General features: G+C 72.3%; 15 protein-coding genes. 10 read left to right on the forward strand and 5 right to left on the reverse strand.

The window, feature by feature from the left end; all coding sequences use genetic code 11:
• Window positions 1-50: 50 nt before the first annotated feature.
• The 7 genes from ABZS40_RS27330 to ABZS40_RS27360 all read left to right on the forward strand — a co-directional run bounded on the left by ABZS40_RS27330 (window position 51) and on the right by ABZS40_RS27360 (window position 7,526).
• Window positions 51-1,289, forward strand: coding sequence for a beta-ketoacyl-[acyl-carrier-protein] synthase family protein (locus ABZS40_RS27330; protein WP_354946359.1), 1,239 nt, complete (start codon window positions 51-53; stop codon window positions 1,287-1,289).
• Window positions 1,290-1,364: 75 nt separating this feature from the next.
• Window positions 1,365-2,456: a 4-hydroxyphenylpyruvate dioxygenase gene (gene hppD, locus ABZS40_RS27335; protein WP_354946360.1), complete on the forward strand. Its 1,092-nt coding sequence runs from the start codon at window positions 1,365-1,367 to the stop codon at window positions 2,454-2,456.
• Window positions 2,457-2,511: 55 nt separating this feature from the next.
• The gene (locus tag ABZS40_RS27340) at window positions 2,512-3,438 is read left to right on the forward strand and encodes a phytanoyl-CoA dioxygenase family protein (RefSeq protein ID WP_354946361.1); all 927 of its coding nucleotides are present in this window, start codon (window positions 2,512-2,514) and stop codon (window positions 3,436-3,438) included.
• A 1-nt stretch (window position 3,439) separates the two neighbouring features.
• Window positions 3,440-4,231: a DUF3050 domain-containing protein gene (locus ABZS40_RS27345; RefSeq protein WP_354946362.1), complete on the forward strand. Its 792-nt coding sequence runs from the start codon at window positions 3,440-3,442 to the stop codon at window positions 4,229-4,231.
• Entirely contained in the window at window positions 4,228-5,202 is a 975-nt protein-coding gene (locus ABZS40_RS27350; protein ID WP_354946363.1) for a thiamine pyrophosphate-dependent dehydrogenase E1 component subunit alpha, read from the forward strand. The genes ABZS40_RS27345 and ABZS40_RS27350 overlap by 4 nt, the downstream gene beginning before the upstream one ends.
• Window positions 5,203-6,171: a transketolase C-terminal domain-containing protein gene (locus tag ABZS40_RS27355; protein ID WP_354946364.1), complete on the forward strand. Its 969-nt coding sequence runs from the start codon at window positions 5,203-5,205 to the stop codon at window positions 6,169-6,171.
• Window positions 6,168-7,526, forward strand: a complete 1,359-nt coding sequence (locus tag ABZS40_RS27360; protein WP_354946365.1) for a hypothetical protein — start codon at window positions 6,168-6,170, stop codon at window positions 7,524-7,526. The genes ABZS40_RS27355 and ABZS40_RS27360 overlap by 4 nt, the downstream gene beginning before the upstream one ends.
• 92 nt (window positions 7,527-7,618) lie before the next feature.
• Here the strand turns inward: ABZS40_RS27360 and ABZS40_RS27365 are convergent, their stop codons facing one another.
• Window positions 7,619-8,320 (reverse strand): SGNH/GDSL hydrolase family protein, encoded by a 702-nt coding sequence (locus tag ABZS40_RS27365; protein WP_354946366.1) that lies wholly within the window; start codon window positions 8,318-8,320, stop codon window positions 7,619-7,621.
• Window positions 8,321-8,359: 39 nt separating this feature from the next.
• A complete protein-coding gene (locus ABZS40_RS27370) occupies window positions 8,360-9,298 on the reverse strand; it encodes an exo-alpha-sialidase (protein WP_354946367.1) in 939 nt (312 codons plus the stop codon).
• A gap of 218 nt (window positions 9,299-9,516) precedes the next feature.
• Here ABZS40_RS27370 and ABZS40_RS27375 point away from each other — a divergent pair, with 218 nt between their 5' ends.
• Window positions 9,517-10,092: a hypothetical protein gene (locus ABZS40_RS27375; RefSeq protein WP_354946368.1), complete on the forward strand. Its 576-nt coding sequence runs from the start codon at window positions 9,517-9,519 to the stop codon at window positions 10,090-10,092.
• A gap of 21 nt (window positions 10,093-10,113) precedes the next feature.
• On the opposite strand, the gene ABZS40_RS27380 is transcribed toward ABZS40_RS27375, so the two are convergent.
• The 3 genes from ABZS40_RS27380 to ABZS40_RS27390 are packed head-to-tail and all read right to left on the reverse strand — an operon-like array spanning window position 10,114 to window position 13,864.
• Window positions 10,114-11,037 carry an aminoglycoside phosphotransferase family protein gene (locus ABZS40_RS27380; RefSeq protein ID WP_354946369.1) on the reverse strand — a complete coding sequence of 308 codons (924 nt, stop codon included), beginning with the start codon at window positions 11,035-11,037 and terminating at the stop codon, window positions 10,114-10,116.
• A 41-nt stretch (window positions 11,038-11,078) separates the two neighbouring features.
• Window positions 11,079-12,302 carry an MFS transporter gene (locus tag ABZS40_RS27385; RefSeq protein ID WP_354946370.1) on the reverse strand — a complete coding sequence of 408 codons (1,224 nt, stop codon included), beginning with the start codon at window positions 12,300-12,302 and terminating at the stop codon, window positions 11,079-11,081.
• Entirely contained in the window at window positions 12,299-13,864 is a 1,566-nt protein-coding gene (locus ABZS40_RS27390; protein ID WP_354946371.1) for an AMP-binding protein, read from the reverse strand. Before ABZS40_RS27390 ends, ABZS40_RS27385 begins: the two co-directional genes overlap by 4 nt.
• 313 nt (window positions 13,865-14,177) lie before the next feature.
• Between ABZS40_RS27390 and ABZS40_RS27395 the strand changes: the two genes are divergently transcribed.
• Complete coding sequence (locus ABZS40_RS27395) at window positions 14,178-15,455, forward strand: SGNH/GDSL hydrolase family protein (RefSeq protein ID WP_354946398.1); 1,278 nt, start codon at window positions 14,178-14,180, stop codon at window positions 15,453-15,455.
• A 67-nt stretch (window positions 15,456-15,522) separates the two neighbouring features.
• Entirely contained in the window at window positions 15,523-16,734 is a 1,212-nt protein-coding gene (locus ABZS40_RS27400) for a cytochrome P450 (protein ID WP_354946372.1), read from the forward strand.
• Window positions 16,735-16,741: the final 7 nt, after the last annotated feature.

A 16,741-nucleotide genomic window follows, 5' to 3' on the forward strand; every position in this document is an offset into this window, starting at 1 on the left:
CTCAGCAGCGATGAGTCGCACGCCGCCGTGGAGCGAAGCGGAGCGGCGGCGTGAGCGCGTTGATCACGGGGATGGGTCTGTTCACCCCGGTCGGACGGGGCGTCGAGGAGACCTTCGACGCGCTGACCACCGGCCGGTCCGGGCTGACCCGTCCGCCCGAGGGGCACCGGGTGGGCACGTCGCTGGACGTCGCCGGCCTGCTGCCCGACATCGACCCGCGCACCGTCGCGTCCGGGCCGGAGACCCGGGTACTGGACCGGATCGTCGTCCTCGCGCTGCTCGCCGCCGCGGACGCTCTCGCCGACGCCGGCATCGAGGTGGGCCGCGACGTCGACAGCGACCGGATCGGGGTGATCGTCGGTGGGGTCGGCGGGATGGCCACCCTGGAGTCGCAGGTGCTGGCCCGGGCGGCCCGGGGTCGGGCGGCGGTCAGCCCGTACCTGCTCACCGGGATCCTGCCGAACATGCCGGCGGCGCGGATCGCCATCGCGCACGGTATCCGGGGATACAGCTCGTCGGTCGGCACCGCCTGCGCCTCCGGCGCCCAGGCGGTCGCCGACGGGGTGCGGCTCATCGCGACGGGCGAGGTCGACGTGGTGCTCTGCGGGGCCAGCGAGGCGCCGCTCTTCCCGACCTTCGCCGACACCTTCGGCAACGCGCGGGCGTTGGCGCGGGCCGGCACCGACCCGGGCCGGGCGAGTCGACCCTTCGACACCTCCCGCAGCGGGTTCGTCCTGTCCGAGGGGGCCGCGCTGCTGGTGCTGGAGCGCGCCGAGCACGCCGCGGCGCGCGGTGTCGCCGGGTACGCCGAGGTGGCCGGCCACGGCGCGACGACCGACGCGTACCACCCGACCGCGCCCCGCCCGGACGGCGCCGGCGCGGCGGCGTGCATCCGCCGGGCGCTGCGCAGCGCCGGAGTGCCGGCGGCGGCGGTCGGTTACGTCAACGCGCACGGCACCGGCACGAAGCTCGGTGACATCGCGGAGACCACCGCCCTGGCCGACGTCTTCGGCGTCGGCGGTGTGCCGGTCAGCTCCACCAAGGCGCTCACCGGTCACCTGTTGGGGGCCTCCGGGGTGCTGGAGGCGGCGGCCACCGCGTTGGCGCTCGGTCGGGGGCTGCTGCCGCCGACGTACCACCTCGACGATCCGGACCCGGCCTGCCCGGCGGACCACATCCGTGGCACGCCCCGCAAGGCCGAGCTGGAGTACGCGGTCACCAACTCGTTCGGGTTCGGCGGCCAGAACGTGAGCCTGCTGCTGGCACGCGTCGCCGAGCCGAGGGGGTGATCGAGGCGGCATCCCGGGCGGGGTGTGCCCGGACGGCAACACAGGGGGAATCGGGTGGGAAGGGTTTCAGGGGACATGGACATCCGTGGTATCGACCACATCGAACTCTACGTGGGGGACGCCCGACAGGCGGCCTTCTACTTCAGCACCGCCGTCGGCTTCGAGATCTGTGGCCAGGGTGGTCCGGAGACCGGGCTGGCGGGGCAGCGCTCGCTGTTGCTCTGTCACGGTGACATCCGGTTGCTGCTCACCTCCGGGTTGAGCGCCGAGCATCCGGCGGCGCGGTACGTGCAACGCCACGGCGACGGCATCGGGGTCGTCGCGGTCGAGGTCGACGACGTGTCGGCCGCGTACGCCGAGCTGGTGGGCCGGGGCGCGACCGGGGTGACGCCGCCGACCACCCACACCGGCGCGGACGCCGAGGTGGTGATCGCCGAGGTGGACGGCTTCGCCGACGTGCGACACCGGCTGGTGCAGCGCCGGGGCGAGGGGGGCGGGTTCCTGCCCGGCGCCATCACCGCGGCGGTGTCCACGACGGACGGCCACCCGCCGGTGCTCGCGGAGATCGACCACCTGGCGGTCTGCGTGCCGCCCGGTCAGCTCGACGAGACGGTCCGGCACTTCGAGGCGCTGTTCGACTTCGCGCAGATCTTCGAGGAGCACATCGAGGTCGACGGGCAGGGGATGAACTCCAAGGTGGTGCAGAGCCCGTCCGGGCGGGTCACTGTGGTGCTGCTCGAACCGGACCGCGCCCGGCGGCCCGGACAGATCGACGCGTTCCTCGACCAGCACGCCGGTGGGGGTGTGCAGCACCTGGGGCTGCGCACCGACGACATCGTCGGCGCGGTGGAGGCGCTGGGCCGGCGCGGGGTGCGCTTCGCCGGCACCCCCGCCAGCTACTACGACGCCCTGGAGGCGCGGGTCGGTCGGGTCGACGCCCCGCTGCACCGGCTGCGCGAGCTGGGTGTGCTCGTCGACTCCGACCACGACGGTCAGCTGTTGCAGATCTTCGCCGAGTCGATGCACGTGCGTCGCACGCTCTTCCTGGAGCTGATCGAGCGGCGCGGCGCGCGGGGCTTCGGCAGCGGCAACATCAAGGCGCTCTACGAGGCCAAGGAGAGGGAACTGGCCGCCGTGGCGGTCACACCACAGGGGGTGGGGGCGTGAGCGCGAGGAGTGAGCCGGGTTTGCGAGCCCCGCAGTCGCGAATCAAGGAGGCGCAGTGACCGCGACCGACTACGAGCCGTTGACCTCCGAGGAGAGGGCGCTGCTGCCGTCCGACGACGACGTGCGGCACTACGCCGAGCACGGCTGGTACCTGTCGGAGAAGGTGTTCACCGACGACGAGGTGGACGCCCTCGCCGCCGCCGCGCAGCGCTACTACGACGGTGAGCGGGACCGCCGGCTACCGGTGCGCCCACCGAAGCTGGCCTACTGGGAGCAGTCCTTGGGCCCGGTGCAGCGACACAACGACTACGTCCACCACGAACACGACGGGCTCGGCGCGATCCTGCGCAAGCCGCTGCTCGGCGCGGTCGCCGCCCGGCTGGCCCAGGCCGACGAGATCCGGGTCTTCCAGTCCACGCTGATCTACAAGCCGCCGATCTCCGGCGAGCCGAGCAACATCGTGCCCTGGCACTTCGACAAGCACTACTGGGCGTCCTCGTCGTCGGAGAAGATGCTCACCGCGTTCATCCCCTTCCACGACTGCGGGGAGGAGATGGGCACCATCACCATGGTCGACGGGTCGCACCGGTGGAAGGAGATCGGCGCTGACGACACGGTGGTGCGGCACTTCGCCGACCGGGACCGCAGCCAGCTGGAGGAGATGCTGACCGAGAACGCCGCGTACAACGGCGCCCAGATCCGCAAGATTCCGATGGTGATCCCCAAGGGACACATGAGCTTCCACCACTGCCGCACCTACCACGGCAGCGGTCCCAACGTCAGCGGTCGCCCCCGACAGGCGATCTCGCTGCACCTGCAGGACGGCGACAACGGCTGGCGGGAGTATCCGCTCTCCGACGGCACGCTCGCCGCGTACAACCACGACGTGCTGGTCCGCCGCACCCACGACGGGCGGCCGGACTACGCGGACCCCGACTACTGCCCGGTCATCTGGCGCCACCGCGCCCAGCAGGGAGGCTGACATGTCACGGTACGACTGGGGTAAGACGCACCCGGGCATCGAGCGGTTGGAGCGGGCGGTGACGGACCGGCGCGACGCCGTGGTCAAGCACCCGCTCTATGCCAACCTCGACACCCACGAGGCGCTGGTCACCTTCATGCAGTACCACGTCTTCGCGGTCTGGGACTTCATGTCCCTGCTGAAGTCGCTGCAACGGCAACTGACCTGCGTGAGCGTGCCGTGGATCCCGACCGGCCCGACCGGCAGCCGCCGCCTCATCAACGACATCGTCATGGTCGAGGAGAGCGACGAGCTGGGCGGCGGCTACACCAGCCACTTCGAGCTGTACGTGCAGGGCATGGCCGAGGCCGGCGCGGACACCACGGCGGTGAACGCCCTGATCGACCTGCTGCGCGCCGGCCGGCCGGTCACCGAGGCGCTCGCCGAGGCCGGGGTGCCGGCCGCGTCGGCGAGGTTCGCCGCGACCACCTGGCAGATCATCGAGTCCACCCCGGTGCACTGCCAGGCGGCGGCCTTCGCGTTCGGCCGGGAGGACCTGATCCCGGACATGTTCACCCAGGTCGTCTCGGTCAACGAGCACAGCAACCGGCTGCACACCTTCGTCGACTACCTGGAGCGGCACATCGAGGTCGACGGCGAACAGCACACCCCGATGGCCATGCAGATGCTCGCCGACCTGTGCGGCGACGACGACAGCAAGTGGCAGGAGTGCGCCGACACCGTCAACACCGCCCTCGCTGCCCGGGCCCGGCTCTGGGACGACATCCTGGCCGCCATCAAGGGGCCTGCGTGACCGACGCCGACCCGGTCCGGCTCTACCGCACGGTCCGGCTGATCCGCCGGTTCGAGGAACGGGCGGTGGAGCTGGTCCACGGCGGGCAGATCGTCGGCGGCATCCACCCGTACCTCGGTCAGGAGGGGATCGCCGCCGGCGTCTGCGCCGCGCTGGACGCCGACGACGTGCTCGCCGGCACCCACCGCGGGCACGGGCACGTCCTGGCCCGCGGGGCCGACCCGGCCCGGATGCTCGCCGAGCTGTGCGGCCGGCTCACCGGCCTCAACGCCGGCCGGGGTGGTTCGATGCACGCCGCCGACCTGAGCATCGGTGTGCTCGGCGCCAACGCGATCGTCGGCGCCTCCGGGGCGATCATCACGGGTGCGGTCTGGGCCCACCGTCGCCGGGGCCGCGACACCGTCGGGGTGAGCTTCTTCGGCGACGGCGCTGTCAACGAGGGGATGCTGCTGGAGGCGTTCAACCTGGCCGCGCTCTGGCGGGTGCCGGTGCTGTTCGTCTGCGAGAACAACGGTTACGCCACCACCATGCCGGTCGCCGGCGCGGTGGCCGGCAGCATCGCCGGCCGGGCCGCCGCGTTCGGCATCCCGGCCGTGCAGGTCGACGGCCAGGACCCCGAGACGGTACGCGTCGCCGCGTCCGCCGCCGTCGACCGGATGCGCGCCGGCGGCGGCCCCGAACTGATCGAGGCCCGGACCTACCGTTTCGACGTCCACCACACCTTCGAACACGCGGTACGCCTCGACGGCTACCGGCCACCCGACGAGGTGACCCGTGGTCGGGCCCGGGACCCGGTGCGCATCCAGGGCGAACGCCTCCCCGACACCGATCGGGCCGCCGTGGACGCCGAGGTCGAGGCGACCCTCGACGCGGCGGTGCGCTTCGCCCTGAACAGCCCGGAACCCGACCCGGCCGACGCGTTGACCTACCTGTACGCCAGTGGCCTGACCGCCCGCACCGGAGGTGGCTGAATGACCCGACTGTCGTACCGCCGGGCGCTGACCCGGGCCCTCGCCGACGAGTTGGCCCGCGACGAGGCGGTGTTCCTGCTCGGCGAGGACGTCCAGGTCGGGGCGTCGTTGGTGACCACCGGGCTGGCCAAGCGGTTCGGGACCGAACGGGTCCGCGACACCCCCCTGTCGGAGCAGGCGTTCACCAGCTTCGCCACCGGGGCGGCGCTGGCCGGGCTGCGGCCGGTGATCGAGTTCCAGATCCCGTCGCTGCTGTTCCTGGTCTTCGAGCAGATCGTCAACCACGCGCACAAGTTCCCGCTGATGACCGGTGGGCAGTGCAGTGTCCCCGTCACCTACCTGGTGCCCGGCTCCGGCTCACGTACCGGGTGGGCCGGGCAGCACTCCGACCACCCGTACAGCCTCTTCGCGCACGTCGGCGTGGTCACCGTCGTGCCGGCCACCCCGGCCGACGCGTACGGGCTGCTGGTCACCGCGATCCGCCACGACGACCCGGTGGTGGTGTTCGCGCCGGCCGGCGCGATGGACGTGCGCGACGACGTCGACGACCTGGCGCCGGTGCCGCTGGGCCGGGGCCGGATCCACCGCTTCGGCGACGACGTGACAGTGGTAGCGATCGGTCACCTGGTGCACGACGCGCTCGCCGTCGCCGAGGAGTTGGCCGACCAGGTCTCGGTGGAGGTCTTCGACCCGCGCACCCTGTACCCGTTCGACATCGACGGTCTCACCGAGTCGGTGGCCCGCACCGGACGCCTCGTGGTGCTCGACGACGGCAACCGTTCCTGCGGGATGGCCGCGGAGATCATCGCCTCGGTGGTGGAGCGGGTCCGGCTGCTCGCCCCGCCGCGCCGGGTCACCCGCCCGGACGGGGCGGTGCTGCCGTTCGCCCCCGCACTGGACCGGGCCGTTCAGCCCGGCCGGGACCAGCTCGCCACCGCCATCCACCTGACAGTGAAGGACGGACCATGATCGACCCGAACTATCCGTGGCCGGCGGCCGACCGGGCCTGGACCGACCTCCCGGAGCCGGCCCGTCGGGCCATGGTGGCCAGTGGCGCGGCGGCCTGGGAGCAGGTCTTCCACGGCCGGGCCACCTACAACAAGCAGTGGCGGTTGGCCCGACCCCCGGTGCTCACCGCCGACGCCTGGCGCGAACTCAACGAGGTCTGCGACCGGCTCGCCCAGCTCATCCTCGACGCCTGCCGTCGGCGGGCCGGCACCGCCGGTGAGCTGCGCCGGCTGCTCGGCGTACCGGCGGGGGAGACCCGGCTGCTGGACGAGGCCGAGCCGCTGACCGAGGCGCTGCTGGCCGCGTACCGCCCGGACGTGATCTTCTCCGCGGGGGTGCCGAAGTTCGTGGAGTACAACATCGACAGCAGCCTCGGCGGCGGGTTCGACGCCGACACCGTCATCCAGCGGTACGAGGGTCTCTATCGGAAGCACGGCATCCTCGACGACCTGCCGGTGCGGGCCGCGTCGTCGCTGCTGGACCAGCGGTTCGTGGCGATCCGCGAGGAACTGCGGCTGCCCGAGGGCGCCCGGGTGGCGTTGCTGATGGACTTCGACGGCGACTACCCGGGCCTCGACGACCCGCAGACGTTCATCCGGATCCTCGACCCCCTCGCCGTACGGGCCCGCGACTTCGGCATCGACCTGGTCATCGCCCCGGTCGCCACCGCCACAGTGGACGCCGACAATCGCCTGGTCGTCGACGGCGCGCCGGTCGACGCGTTGTTCCGGCTCTTCGTGCCCAACCGGGTCACCCCGACTGCCGGCCTGGACGCGGTGGCCCTGGCCCTCGCCGCGGGAACCCTACCGATGTTCGTGTCGGCGGCGGCCTGGCTGCTCGGCAACAAGACCACGTTCGGTTGGCTGTGGGAGGACGTGGACGGGCTGCCCGCCGACGACCAGGCGCTGATCCGCCGGCACGTGCCGTACACGGTGCCGTTGACCGCCGCGGTGCTCGACCGGGCCATCGCCGAGCAGGCCACGCTGGTGGCGAAGCCGGCCGACGGTTCGGCCGGGCACGGCGTGCTGCTCGGCCCGGAGTTGAGCGCTGCGGACTGGGCCGACGGTGTGCGGGCCGCCGTCGACCAGGGCGGCGCCATCCTCCAGGAGTACCTGCCGACCGACCGGGTGTCGATGGACTTCGTCCAGATCGAGACCTGTGAGACGGTCACCGCCGACGTCCCGTACTCCCTGGCCCCGTACCTGTTCGGTCGCCACGCCTCCGGCGGCCTGGCGAGGGTCGGCTACCCCGGCTGCGACGGAATCCTCAACCTGGCCCACGGCGTCCTCCTAACCGGAATCCTCCTGACCACCTGACCCCGGCCCCACCGCACCCTCGCCCTCCCGCCCTCGTTGATCATGAATTTGTTGCCCTTCGGGGCGGCGTGTCATGGCAATAACTTCATTGATCAACGAGGGCCGGCCTGGGGTTCGGGGTGGTGGAGCTGGGGGGAGAGGGTGCGGAGGGTTTGGGCTGTTGCTATGGCGTCGCTGCGGGCGCTGCCGTGGCGGCCGTCGGTGCTGTAAAGGGTGGGGTCGGCCGTCAGGGGGTGGTCGGTCAGGTGCACGTGGATCGTGTTCAGGCGCTCGGCCAGGCGTGCGGTGTGTGCCGACAGGCGGCGCATTCGTTCGCCCAGGCCGGGCCGGAGGTGCTCGGGCACCGCCGGGCTGTGCGAGACGTCGAACATGCCCACTGTGATCACGTCGGCGCCCACGTCGCGCAACGCGGTGATCATCGCGGTCAGCTCGGCGTCCACCGCCTCCGCGTCGTACGCCGGGTGGAAGGCGTCGTTGCCGCCGCAGACCACCAGCGCGAGGTCCGGGGCGAAGGCCAGCGCCGGGGCGAGCTGGGTGGCCCGCACCTGGTGCGCGCGCAGCCCGCGTCGACCCAGATTCCGGTACGCCAGCTCGGGGCGCACGGCGGTCAGCTCGGCGGCCACCCGGTCGACCCACTGCACGTCCGGGTAGCCCGGCGTCGGTTCACACATGCCCTCCACGACGCTGTCACCGAGCGCCACGAACCGCCGCCACGGGTGCCCGCGCAGCAGCTCGGCGGCCTCCCCGGGGCGCAGACAGTACGGGTCCGTCGATTCGGTGAGCGTCGATGGCATGCCGGCACGCTAGCCGACCGCCGGGCTGCCGGGCCAGGCTCAGCCGGTCAGGCTGACCTCGGCCAGGTAGACACAGGTCCGCCCCTCGTGCGACGAGTAGTAGCTCACCCACAGCAGGTCGTCGTGCCAGACCAGGCCGGGGTAGCTGGTGTCACCACCAGAGGGCAGCGCTACCAATTCGGTCAGCTCGCCGCGGCCGGGGTCGACGACGCAGATCGCGGTGCGGACCTCGCCGTCGTGCAGGCGCACCCCGGCCAGCAGCAGTCCGTCGGGCAGTCGGAGCAGCGTCGGCCCGCCCACCTGGACACCCAGGTCGGTCCAGGTCCAGTCCCGGTACGGCGGCACGGCCCGGCCGAGCTGCGCGCTCGCGGTGGCAGCGTCCCGCCGCAGCAGGCAGAGGGCGGTGCCGTCCGGAGCGAAGACCAGGCCGGACTCGTTGGGGTACCCGTCCTCGAACAGCGTCGGCACCCACGGCCGAAGGTCCACCCCGTCCGTGCTGCGGTAGAGCCGGGCGAACCTCGGCTCCCGGGTGGCGTAGCCCACGCCGTACATCACGTCGTCGTGCCAGGCCGCCCGCCACACCCAGACGCCCGGCTCGCCCACCGGGGTCGGATCGCCCCAGGCGTGCCCGTCGGCGGAGAGCCACGTCACCGTCTGGAACGTCTTGGTGGCCTCGCCGGTGGCGGCCGCCGCCAGCAGTTGCAGCCGCCCGTCGGGGCGCGCCACGAAGCGCGGGTCGCGCAGGTCGACGCCGGCCTGCCGAATGACCGTCGCGGAAGCCCAGGACCGGCCGTCGGTCGAGGTCAGCACCCGGATCACACCGTCGTCGCTGAGGTGGGTCCGGGCCTCCCGAAAGGCGCAGAACCAGCTCCCCGCGTACCGGACGAGGTCGGTGAACGCGCTGTGCGGCGCGCTGTCGCCGATCCGACGTACGGCGGTGACCTCGGCGGTGCGGCGGCGGGTGGGTGACGACGTCATACGCGGCGGCCTCCAGGTGCGGTGACGACGGTCGACGCTAGCCGTCCCCGGCCGACGACCGCGCGGCCAGCAGCCGAACGTCCGACGAACAACGCACGGCCGCTGTCGGATTGGCGTCGCGGACGACGCGACGTCGGCGCGCTGGGGTGGGCTGTTGGCACCCACCGCCACGATGGGCGGTGGGCCGACCGCGGAATCCATCGGCGAGGCAGGTGCGCATGCTCGGTTCGTTCCTTCAGGCCCTCGCGACGAAACTGGTCGAGGAGATCCTCAAACTTCTGGTGCAGTGGCTGGCGCCGAAGGCGCTACGGTCGGTGCCGCACCGCGCCTCGCCGAACTGCCCACGCTGCGATGGGTACGGGGTCCGTCGGTGGGCGCCCGGCGGCATGTGGATGTTCCTGCCGTCGCTGCTGACCTTCGCCTGGGGCTTCGGGTTCACACTGCTCGGTGTGTCGGTGGTCGTGCTCACTGTGGTCGCCGTGCTGGTCTCCGACGGCGTCGGCGGAGTGCCGACCGCGCTGCTCGCGCCGCTGGGCCTGCTGGTCCCCGTCGCGCTGATGATCGCGGGCGCGTTCGGCCTGGCCCACTACCACAGCTACCCGCCGAAGTGGTGCGCCCGCTGCCACGGCCGGTGGCCACGCCGGGAACGCGACGAGTACCTGCTGGCGTCGGCCCCGGTGCTGACCTGTGGCTGCGGTCAGCGGCTCCGGGTGCCCCGGGCGGCCCCGGGGGCGCGACTGCGCTGCCCACGTTGCCGTACGGAACACGCCACCCCGGCCCCGGCCGGGCGCTGACAGGCCCCGGCCGGTACGGATTCAGCGGGTCACGGTGTGCTCGGCGAGGAGTTCGCCGAGCACGTGCCGGGCCCCGGCGGCCTTGGCCAGGTCGGGATTGTCCAGGGTGATCAGCGCCTTCCACAGGGCCCAACCTCGTCCTCGGGCCCAGGTGGCGTCGTCGAGACCGAGTGCGGCGCGGAAGGCGGCCCGGCTGCGGCCGTGCAGCAGGGTCCAGGCGATCACGGTGTCGCAGGCCGGGTCGCCCACGCCGGAGCAGCCGAAGTCGATGACCGCGGCGAGTCGGCCGTCGCGGACCAGCAGGTTGCCGTCCGCGACGTCGCCGTGGAACCAGACCGCCGGCCCGGTCCAGGTGGCGTCGAGGGCGGCGTGCCAGATACCGGTCACCACCTCGACCGGCACCCGGTCGCGGTGCGTCCCGATCGCCGTCCGGGTCTCCGCGTCGTACGTGGACAGCGGGCCACCCCGCCAGGCGCTGTGTGGGCCGGCCGCCGGGCCGTCGGTGGCGTCCACACTGCGCAGGGCGCGCAGGAAAGTGGCGAGGTCGGTGGCGAAGCGGGACAGGTCGTCGATCCGCTCGCGTCGGGCGGTCCGCCCGTCGATCCACCGGTAGACCGACCACGGATACGGGTATCCGGTCCCGGGCCGGCCGTAGCCGAGTGGGGTCGGCACCTCCACCGGCAGTTGTGGCCCGAGCACCGGCAGCCAGCGCTGCTCCTTGGCGACCTGGAGGGCGTACCCGGCGCCGCTGGGCAGCCGTACGGTCATCTCCTCGCCCAGATGGAAGGTGCGGTTGTCCCAGCCGTCGACAGCGACGGGGCGTACCGGCAGCTCTGCCCACTGGGGAAACTGCTCGGCCACCAGCCGGTGGACCAGGGCCACGTCGATCCGGTCGGCCACGGCGGCGTCGGTCACCGGCACGCCGTATGGGGCTGCTTCGCTCATCGATCCGAGCCTGCGGCAGCCGGGCCGGGCCCGCAACGGGTTTACGAGGTGGCGACGGGGGTGGTCCTCGCCGGTGCCGCCGGCTCGGATGGCCTACTCAGCAGGGGGTACGCGGTGATCACGAGGCACGCCACTGCCATGGTCAGCAGGGCCGGGGTGAATCCCAGCGCGTCCACCGACCAGCCGCCGAGCAACGCGCCGACCGGCAACCCGATGAACGCCAACGAACCGGCGATGCCGATCACCCGGGTCTGCAACTCCGGCGGCACCCGCTCGTAGAGCGCCACCCCGAGCAGCGGATTGATCGCCGCGATGCCGATTCCGGACAGGAACGTCACCACGAGCACCACCGGCAGTTCGTCGCTGATCGCCAGCGCCACCAGCCGGGGCGTGCCGGCGACCAGCGCGCCGAGGAGGAACGTCAGTCGCCGGGGCAGTCGGGGCCCGAGCGTCGTGAAGACCAGGTTGCCCAGCAGCGCGCCCGCCGAGAACGCCGCCAGCACCAGGCCGAGACCGCTCGGGCCGGACAGCTCCCGGGCGACCCAGACCGGGATGTAGACGGCAACGCTGGCGTTGGCCACCATGTTCAGCGCCGAGATGACGGCGAGCATGCCGAGCAGCGGCCGGTCCCGGCCCAGGTAGCTGAAGCCACCCCGCAGGGCGCGCAGGTAGCTCTCCGGCTGGGCGGGTTGCGTCGGGGCGGCCGGCGGGCGGACCAGGACGCCGATGAGCAGTGCGCAGACGCCGAAACTGGCCGCGTCGATGAGGATCGCCTCGGTCACCCCGAACGCGGCGATCAGCAGACCGCCCACGGCGACGCCGAACAGGGTCACCACCCGGCTGAGCCCGTCGTACGCGGAGGTCAGCCGGATCAGCGGCACCCCGGCGGCCTCCGCGACCGGGCGGAACATCACGTGCTTCACCCGGTCCCCGATGCCGCGCAGCGCGCCGGCCACCGCGACGAGCGCCAGCAGCGGGGCGAAGCCCAACCACGGGGTCAGCGCCACGACGACCATCGCCACCGCGCTGCCCGCGTCGCAGAGGATCGAGGTGCGGCGCAGGCCGATCCGGTCCGCCCAGGGCGTGCCCAACGCGCTGGACAGCAGGTACGGCAGGGTCTCGGCGAACGCGACAAGGCCCATCTTGGTGGGGCTGCCGGTGGTGACCAGCACCAGCCACGGAATGGTCACCACCGAGATGCGGGTGCCCAGGTTGGAGATCAGGTCCGCGCTGACCAGGACGACCAGTTGCCGGCGGGGGGTCACGCCCCGACCGCCGCCGCTCGACGGGCCGCGTACCTTGCGCGCAGCGCCCGCTTGTCCACCTTCATCGACCGGTTCACCGGCAGCCGGTCGATGAACTCCACAGCGGCCGGCGCCCACATCGCGTTGAGTTCGGCGGTCACCAGGTCGATCAGCTCCGCACCGGTGACCGTCGCGCCCGGCCCGAGCACCACGTACGCGTACGGCACCTCGCCGACCGTCTCGTCCGGCACGCCGATCACGGCGGCGGCCCGTACCTGGGGGTGCCCGACCAGCACGTCCTCGATGGGGCGGCAGAAGATCGCCCAGTTCCGTCGGTGCGTGACGATCATGTCGTGTGCCCGGTCGACGAGGTAGAGGTAACCGTCGTCGTCGAGGTGGCCGATGTCGCGGGTCCGCACCCACCCGTCGACGAGCGTCTGCGCGGTCAGCTCAGGCTGACCGTGGTAGCCGGCGAAGCTCAGTCGGGTCCGCACCCACACCTCGCCGTCGCGGCCCGTCGGCAGGACCGTGCCGTCGTCGTCGCGGATCTCGATGCGGACGTCGCCGTAGGGCCGTCCGCAGGAGCGCAGCCGCTCCGGGTGCTCCGGATCGTCGGTCAGCCCGGGCAGCGCGGTGATCACGACCGCCTCGCTGAGGCCGTACACGATGCGCAGCACCGGACCGAACCGCGCGATGGCCTGGCGCAGCCGGGCGGGCGCGGCGGGCCCGGCGCCCACGTTGAACATGAACATGGCGGAGAAGTCCGCGCCGACCAGCGCCGGGTGGTCCAACACCTCGTAGAGCATCGGCGGGGTGACGAAGGTCGAGTTGATCCTCTCCCGTTGTACGGTGTCCACGAAGGCCACCGGGTCCCAGTCGTCGCGCAGGAACAGCACCCCGCCGGTGAACAGGTTGAACAGCGTGGTGATCTGGCCGCTGGCCAGCCACATCGGCGAGTGCGACAGGTGCCGCAGCAGCGGGAACCCGGCGGCGCGGAAGTCGGCTGCCAGGGCGAGGATCTGGGCGTAGAAGCTCTCCCGGTGGTGCACCAGCTTGGGGCTACCCGTGGTGCCGCTGGTCTGGAGGAACGACTCGGGCGCCGGCACGGACGCCGGCAGTTCCGCCACGTCGGCGTCGGCGTCGGCGGTGAGGTCGGGGCCGGCGCCGCCCGCGCCCAGACAGCAGACCGGTGTGCCGGGCAGCGCGGCGGCCAGCTCCGGGCCCAGGCTGGCCCGGTCCCGGGCGTCGTAGACCAGGGCGTCCGGGCGGGCCAACCGGATGAACTCGTCGACCTCCCGACGCGCGGTCACCGGGGCGACCCACATCGTCCGGCAGCCGAGCAGGTGCAGGGCGAGTTGGAGCAGGGGACCCTCCACCGCGTTCGCGACGGTCACCAGCACCGCCGACCCGGGCCGTACGCCGTGCCGGGTCAACGTCGCGGCCATCGTCCGGACCCGCGCGGCGGCCTCGGTGTAGGTGAGTCGCCGATCGGCGCCGACCAATGCCTCCCGGTCGCCGAATTCGGCGAAAAGGTCCAACACCTTGCGCACGTAGGTAGTGGTGTGCCCGGGTCCGTCAGTCATCCGGCAGCCCCCATCCGAGAAAGCGGCGGTCCCCGGGCAGCTCCCGGTGACGACGCGACGGTGGCGCGCTCGGGCGACCGCACCGCCGCCGCCTGGAAGCCTAGGCGGGAAACGGCTGGTCGGAACCGTGCCGACGGGCGGTCCGAGCAGCCCGCCGGACATTTGATCGCGTCGATCAGGTTGATTGACGCCCGTCAGCGGCTGCGGCTAGGTTTCTGGACCATCGTCCAGGCGGGCGCCGTCAGCGGACGGCCCTGGGCTGCCACACGATGGAGGTTCCATGGCAACGGCAACCCCGAAGAGATGGCCTGTCATCGCCGCTGCGGCCGCGCTGTTGGTCGCCGGCGCACCAGCGGTCGTCGCCAGCGCCGGCCCGTCCGGCACCGCCGCCAGCCGGCCCGACCGCGCCGAGTGGGCGGGTAGTTGGGCCACCGCGGTCACCCGGGGCAACTCGGTCGGGTTGACCAACACCGGTCTCAACGACCAGAGCGTCCGGATGATCCTGCACGTGTCGGTGGGCGGCCCGGCGCTGCGGGTCCGCCTGAGCAACCTCTACGGCGAGCAGGCGGTGACTGTCGGCCGCGCCACGGTGGCCCGGCCGAACACCGCGACCCCCGACGACCTCTCCGACATCGACGCGGCGTCGGTGCGTCCGCTGACCTTCACCGGTGCCGCCACGGCGACCATGAACCGGGGTGCCGAACTGCTCAGCGACCCGTTGGCCTTCCCGGTCGCTGACGACAGCGACCTGGTGGTCACAGTGCACTTCCCGACGCCGACCGGCCCGACCACGTTCCACGGGCAGTCCCAGCAGGCCAACTTCATCGGCGCCGGGGATCTGACCGGGGCGGCCGAGGGCACCGGGTTCACCACCCGTCCCACCTGCTGCTGGTTCTTCCTCTCCGGCGTCGACGTGCAGCGCAAGGGCAGCCCCGGCGCGCTGGTAGTGCTCAGCGACTCCATCGGTGACGGCAACGGCAGCACCGTCAACGCCAACCGGCGCTGGCCGGACCTGCTCTCCGACCGGCTGCTCGCCGACCGGCCGGACAAGCGCACCCCCGGCGTGCTCAACCTGAGCCTGGCCGGCAACCGGCTCAACCACGAGGGCACCGAGCCGGGCGACGGCAACTACCCGGGCTACTACCAGCTCGGCCCGAACGCGGCGGCCCGGCTCAACGAGGACGTCTTTCCCCAGACCGGGGTGCGTACCGTCGTCACCCACCTGGGCATCAACGACATCTGGATGTCGAACGACTCACCCGAGGCGATCATCGGCACTCTGCGGCAGATCAACCAGCAGCTCCAGCAGCGCGGACTGACCAGCCTGGTGGCCACGCTGACGCCGTACGAGGGGCACGGCGCGCCGGGCGTGTGGACGCCGCAGAAGGAGGCCACCCGCCAGGCGGTGAACGCGTACCTGCGCGGCAGTCGGGAGTTCGACGGGCTGCTCGACTTCGACCGGGTGCTGCGCGACCCGGCACGGCCCAGTCAACTGCTGCCCGCGTACGACTCGGGGGACCACATCCACCCGAACGACGCCGGTAACCAGGCACTGGCCAATGCCGTACCGCTGAGGCTGCTCGACCTGTGACAACTGCCGGGGGCGGCGGGTGATCCCCGCTGCCCCCGGCCACCGACATCCTGGGGAGGAATTGGCCGTGGACGTGGAGGAGATACTCACCGGCCTGTACAGCGAACAGGGCAGACAGAACCCGTACCCGTGGTACGCGGACCTGCACCGGCTCGGCCCGATCAGCGCGGTGCCGGCGCGCGCCGAGCACCGGACGGTGGCCGCCGTCGCTGTCGGCTACGACCTCGTCGACGGGTTGCTGCGCGATCCGGAGTGGACGAAACAGCCGCCGCCGGGCTGGGAGGAGCAGGAGATCCTGCGAACCTTCCAGACCTCGATGATGTTCGTCAACCCGCCCGATCACACCCGGATGCGACACGTCTTCTCGCGCACCTTCACGCCGCGCCGGCTCGGCGCGCTGGAACCGGTGATCCTTCGGGTGGTCGACGAGCTGCTGGACCGGATGGCGGACGCCGGGAAGGGCCTCGTCGACTTCGTGGCCGACTTCGCGTACCCGATTCCGGCCCTGGTGATGGCCGAGTTCATCGGCATCCCGGCCGCCGAGTTGCCGTGGTACCGCGAGCGGGTGGAGTGGATCGACGAGTTCCTGGACGTGGCGGGGAAGACCCCGCAGCGGCTGGCCGCGGCCAACACCGCCGCGCGGGAGTTGCGGGCCTTCTACCGGGAACTGCTCGGGCACCGCCGCCGGGTGCCCGGGGACGATCTGCTCAGCGCGCTGGTCGAGGCGCTCGACTCCGGGGAGGTGGAGCTGACCGAGGAGGAGTTGGTCAGCAACCTGATCGTGTTGTTCAACGCCAGTTTCGTCACCACCGTCTACATGTTCAGCAACGGCCTGCCGTTGCTGCTGGCCCACCCGGAGACCGTCGCGGCGCTGCCCACCGACGCCACGCTGGCGCAGGGCTGCGTCGACGAGGTGCTGCGGTTGGCGAGCCCGGTGCACTTCCTGGCCCGCGCCGCGCCGGCCGACACCGTGCTGCACGGCGTACCGGTCGCCACTGACGACAACGTGCTGATCATGATCGGGGCGGCCAACCGTGACCCGGCCCGCTTCCCGGCCCCGGACACCTTCGACCCGAACCGCTCCGGCCCTCCGTCGCTGGCCTTCGGGGTGGGCCTGCACTTCTGCCTCGGCGCGGCGGTGTCGCGGTTGGAGGGCCGCCTCGCGCTGCCCCGGCTGTTCGCCCGGTTCCCCGCGCTGACGGTGACCGAGACGCCGACGTACAGCGGCAGCCTGTTCCTGCGCGGCATCGACAAGCTGCTGGTCAGCACCGGTGGATAGGAGCGAC

The sequence above is a fragment of the Micromonospora sp. NPDC005324 genome (genome assembly GCF_040607155.1).
GTDB classification, from domain to species: domain Bacteria; phylum Actinomycetota; class Actinomycetes; order Mycobacteriales; family Micromonosporaceae; genus Micromonospora; species Micromonospora trifolii.

Bases quoted from the DNA above. Each gene is read 5' to 3' on its own strand.
- ABZS40_RS27370 (WP_354946367.1), bottom strand. From the start codon at position 9,298: ATGACGTCGTCACCCACCCGCCGCCGCACCGCCGAGGTCACCGCCGTA.
- ABZS40_RS27375 (WP_354946368.1), top strand. From the start codon at position 9,517: ATGCTCGGTTCGTTCCTTCAGGCCCTCGCGACGAAACTGGTCGAGGAG.
- ABZS40_RS27360 (WP_354946365.1), top strand. From the start codon at position 6,168: ATGATCGACCCGAACTATCCGTGGCCGGCGGCCGACCGGGCCTGGACC.
- ABZS40_RS27380 (WP_354946369.1), bottom strand. From the start codon at position 11,037: ATGAGCGAAGCAGCCCCATACGGCGTGCCGGTGACCGACGCCGCCGTG.
- ABZS40_RS27365 (WP_354946366.1), bottom strand. From the start codon at position 8,320: ATGCCATCGACGCTCACCGAATCGACGGACCCGTACTGTCTGCGCCCC.
- ABZS40_RS27355 (WP_354946364.1), top strand. From the start codon at position 5,203: ATGACCCGACTGTCGTACCGCCGGGCGCTGACCCGGGCCCTCGCCGAC.
- ABZS40_RS27345 (WP_354946362.1), top strand. From the start codon at position 3,440: ATGTCACGGTACGACTGGGGTAAGACGCACCCGGGCATCGAGCGGTTG.
- hppD (WP_354946360.1), top strand. From the start codon at position 1,365: ATGGACATCCGTGGTATCGACCACATCGAACTCTACGTGGGGGACGCC.
- ABZS40_RS27390 (WP_354946371.1), bottom strand. From the start codon at position 13,864: ATGACTGACGGACCCGGGCACACCACTACCTACGTGCGCAAGGTGTTG.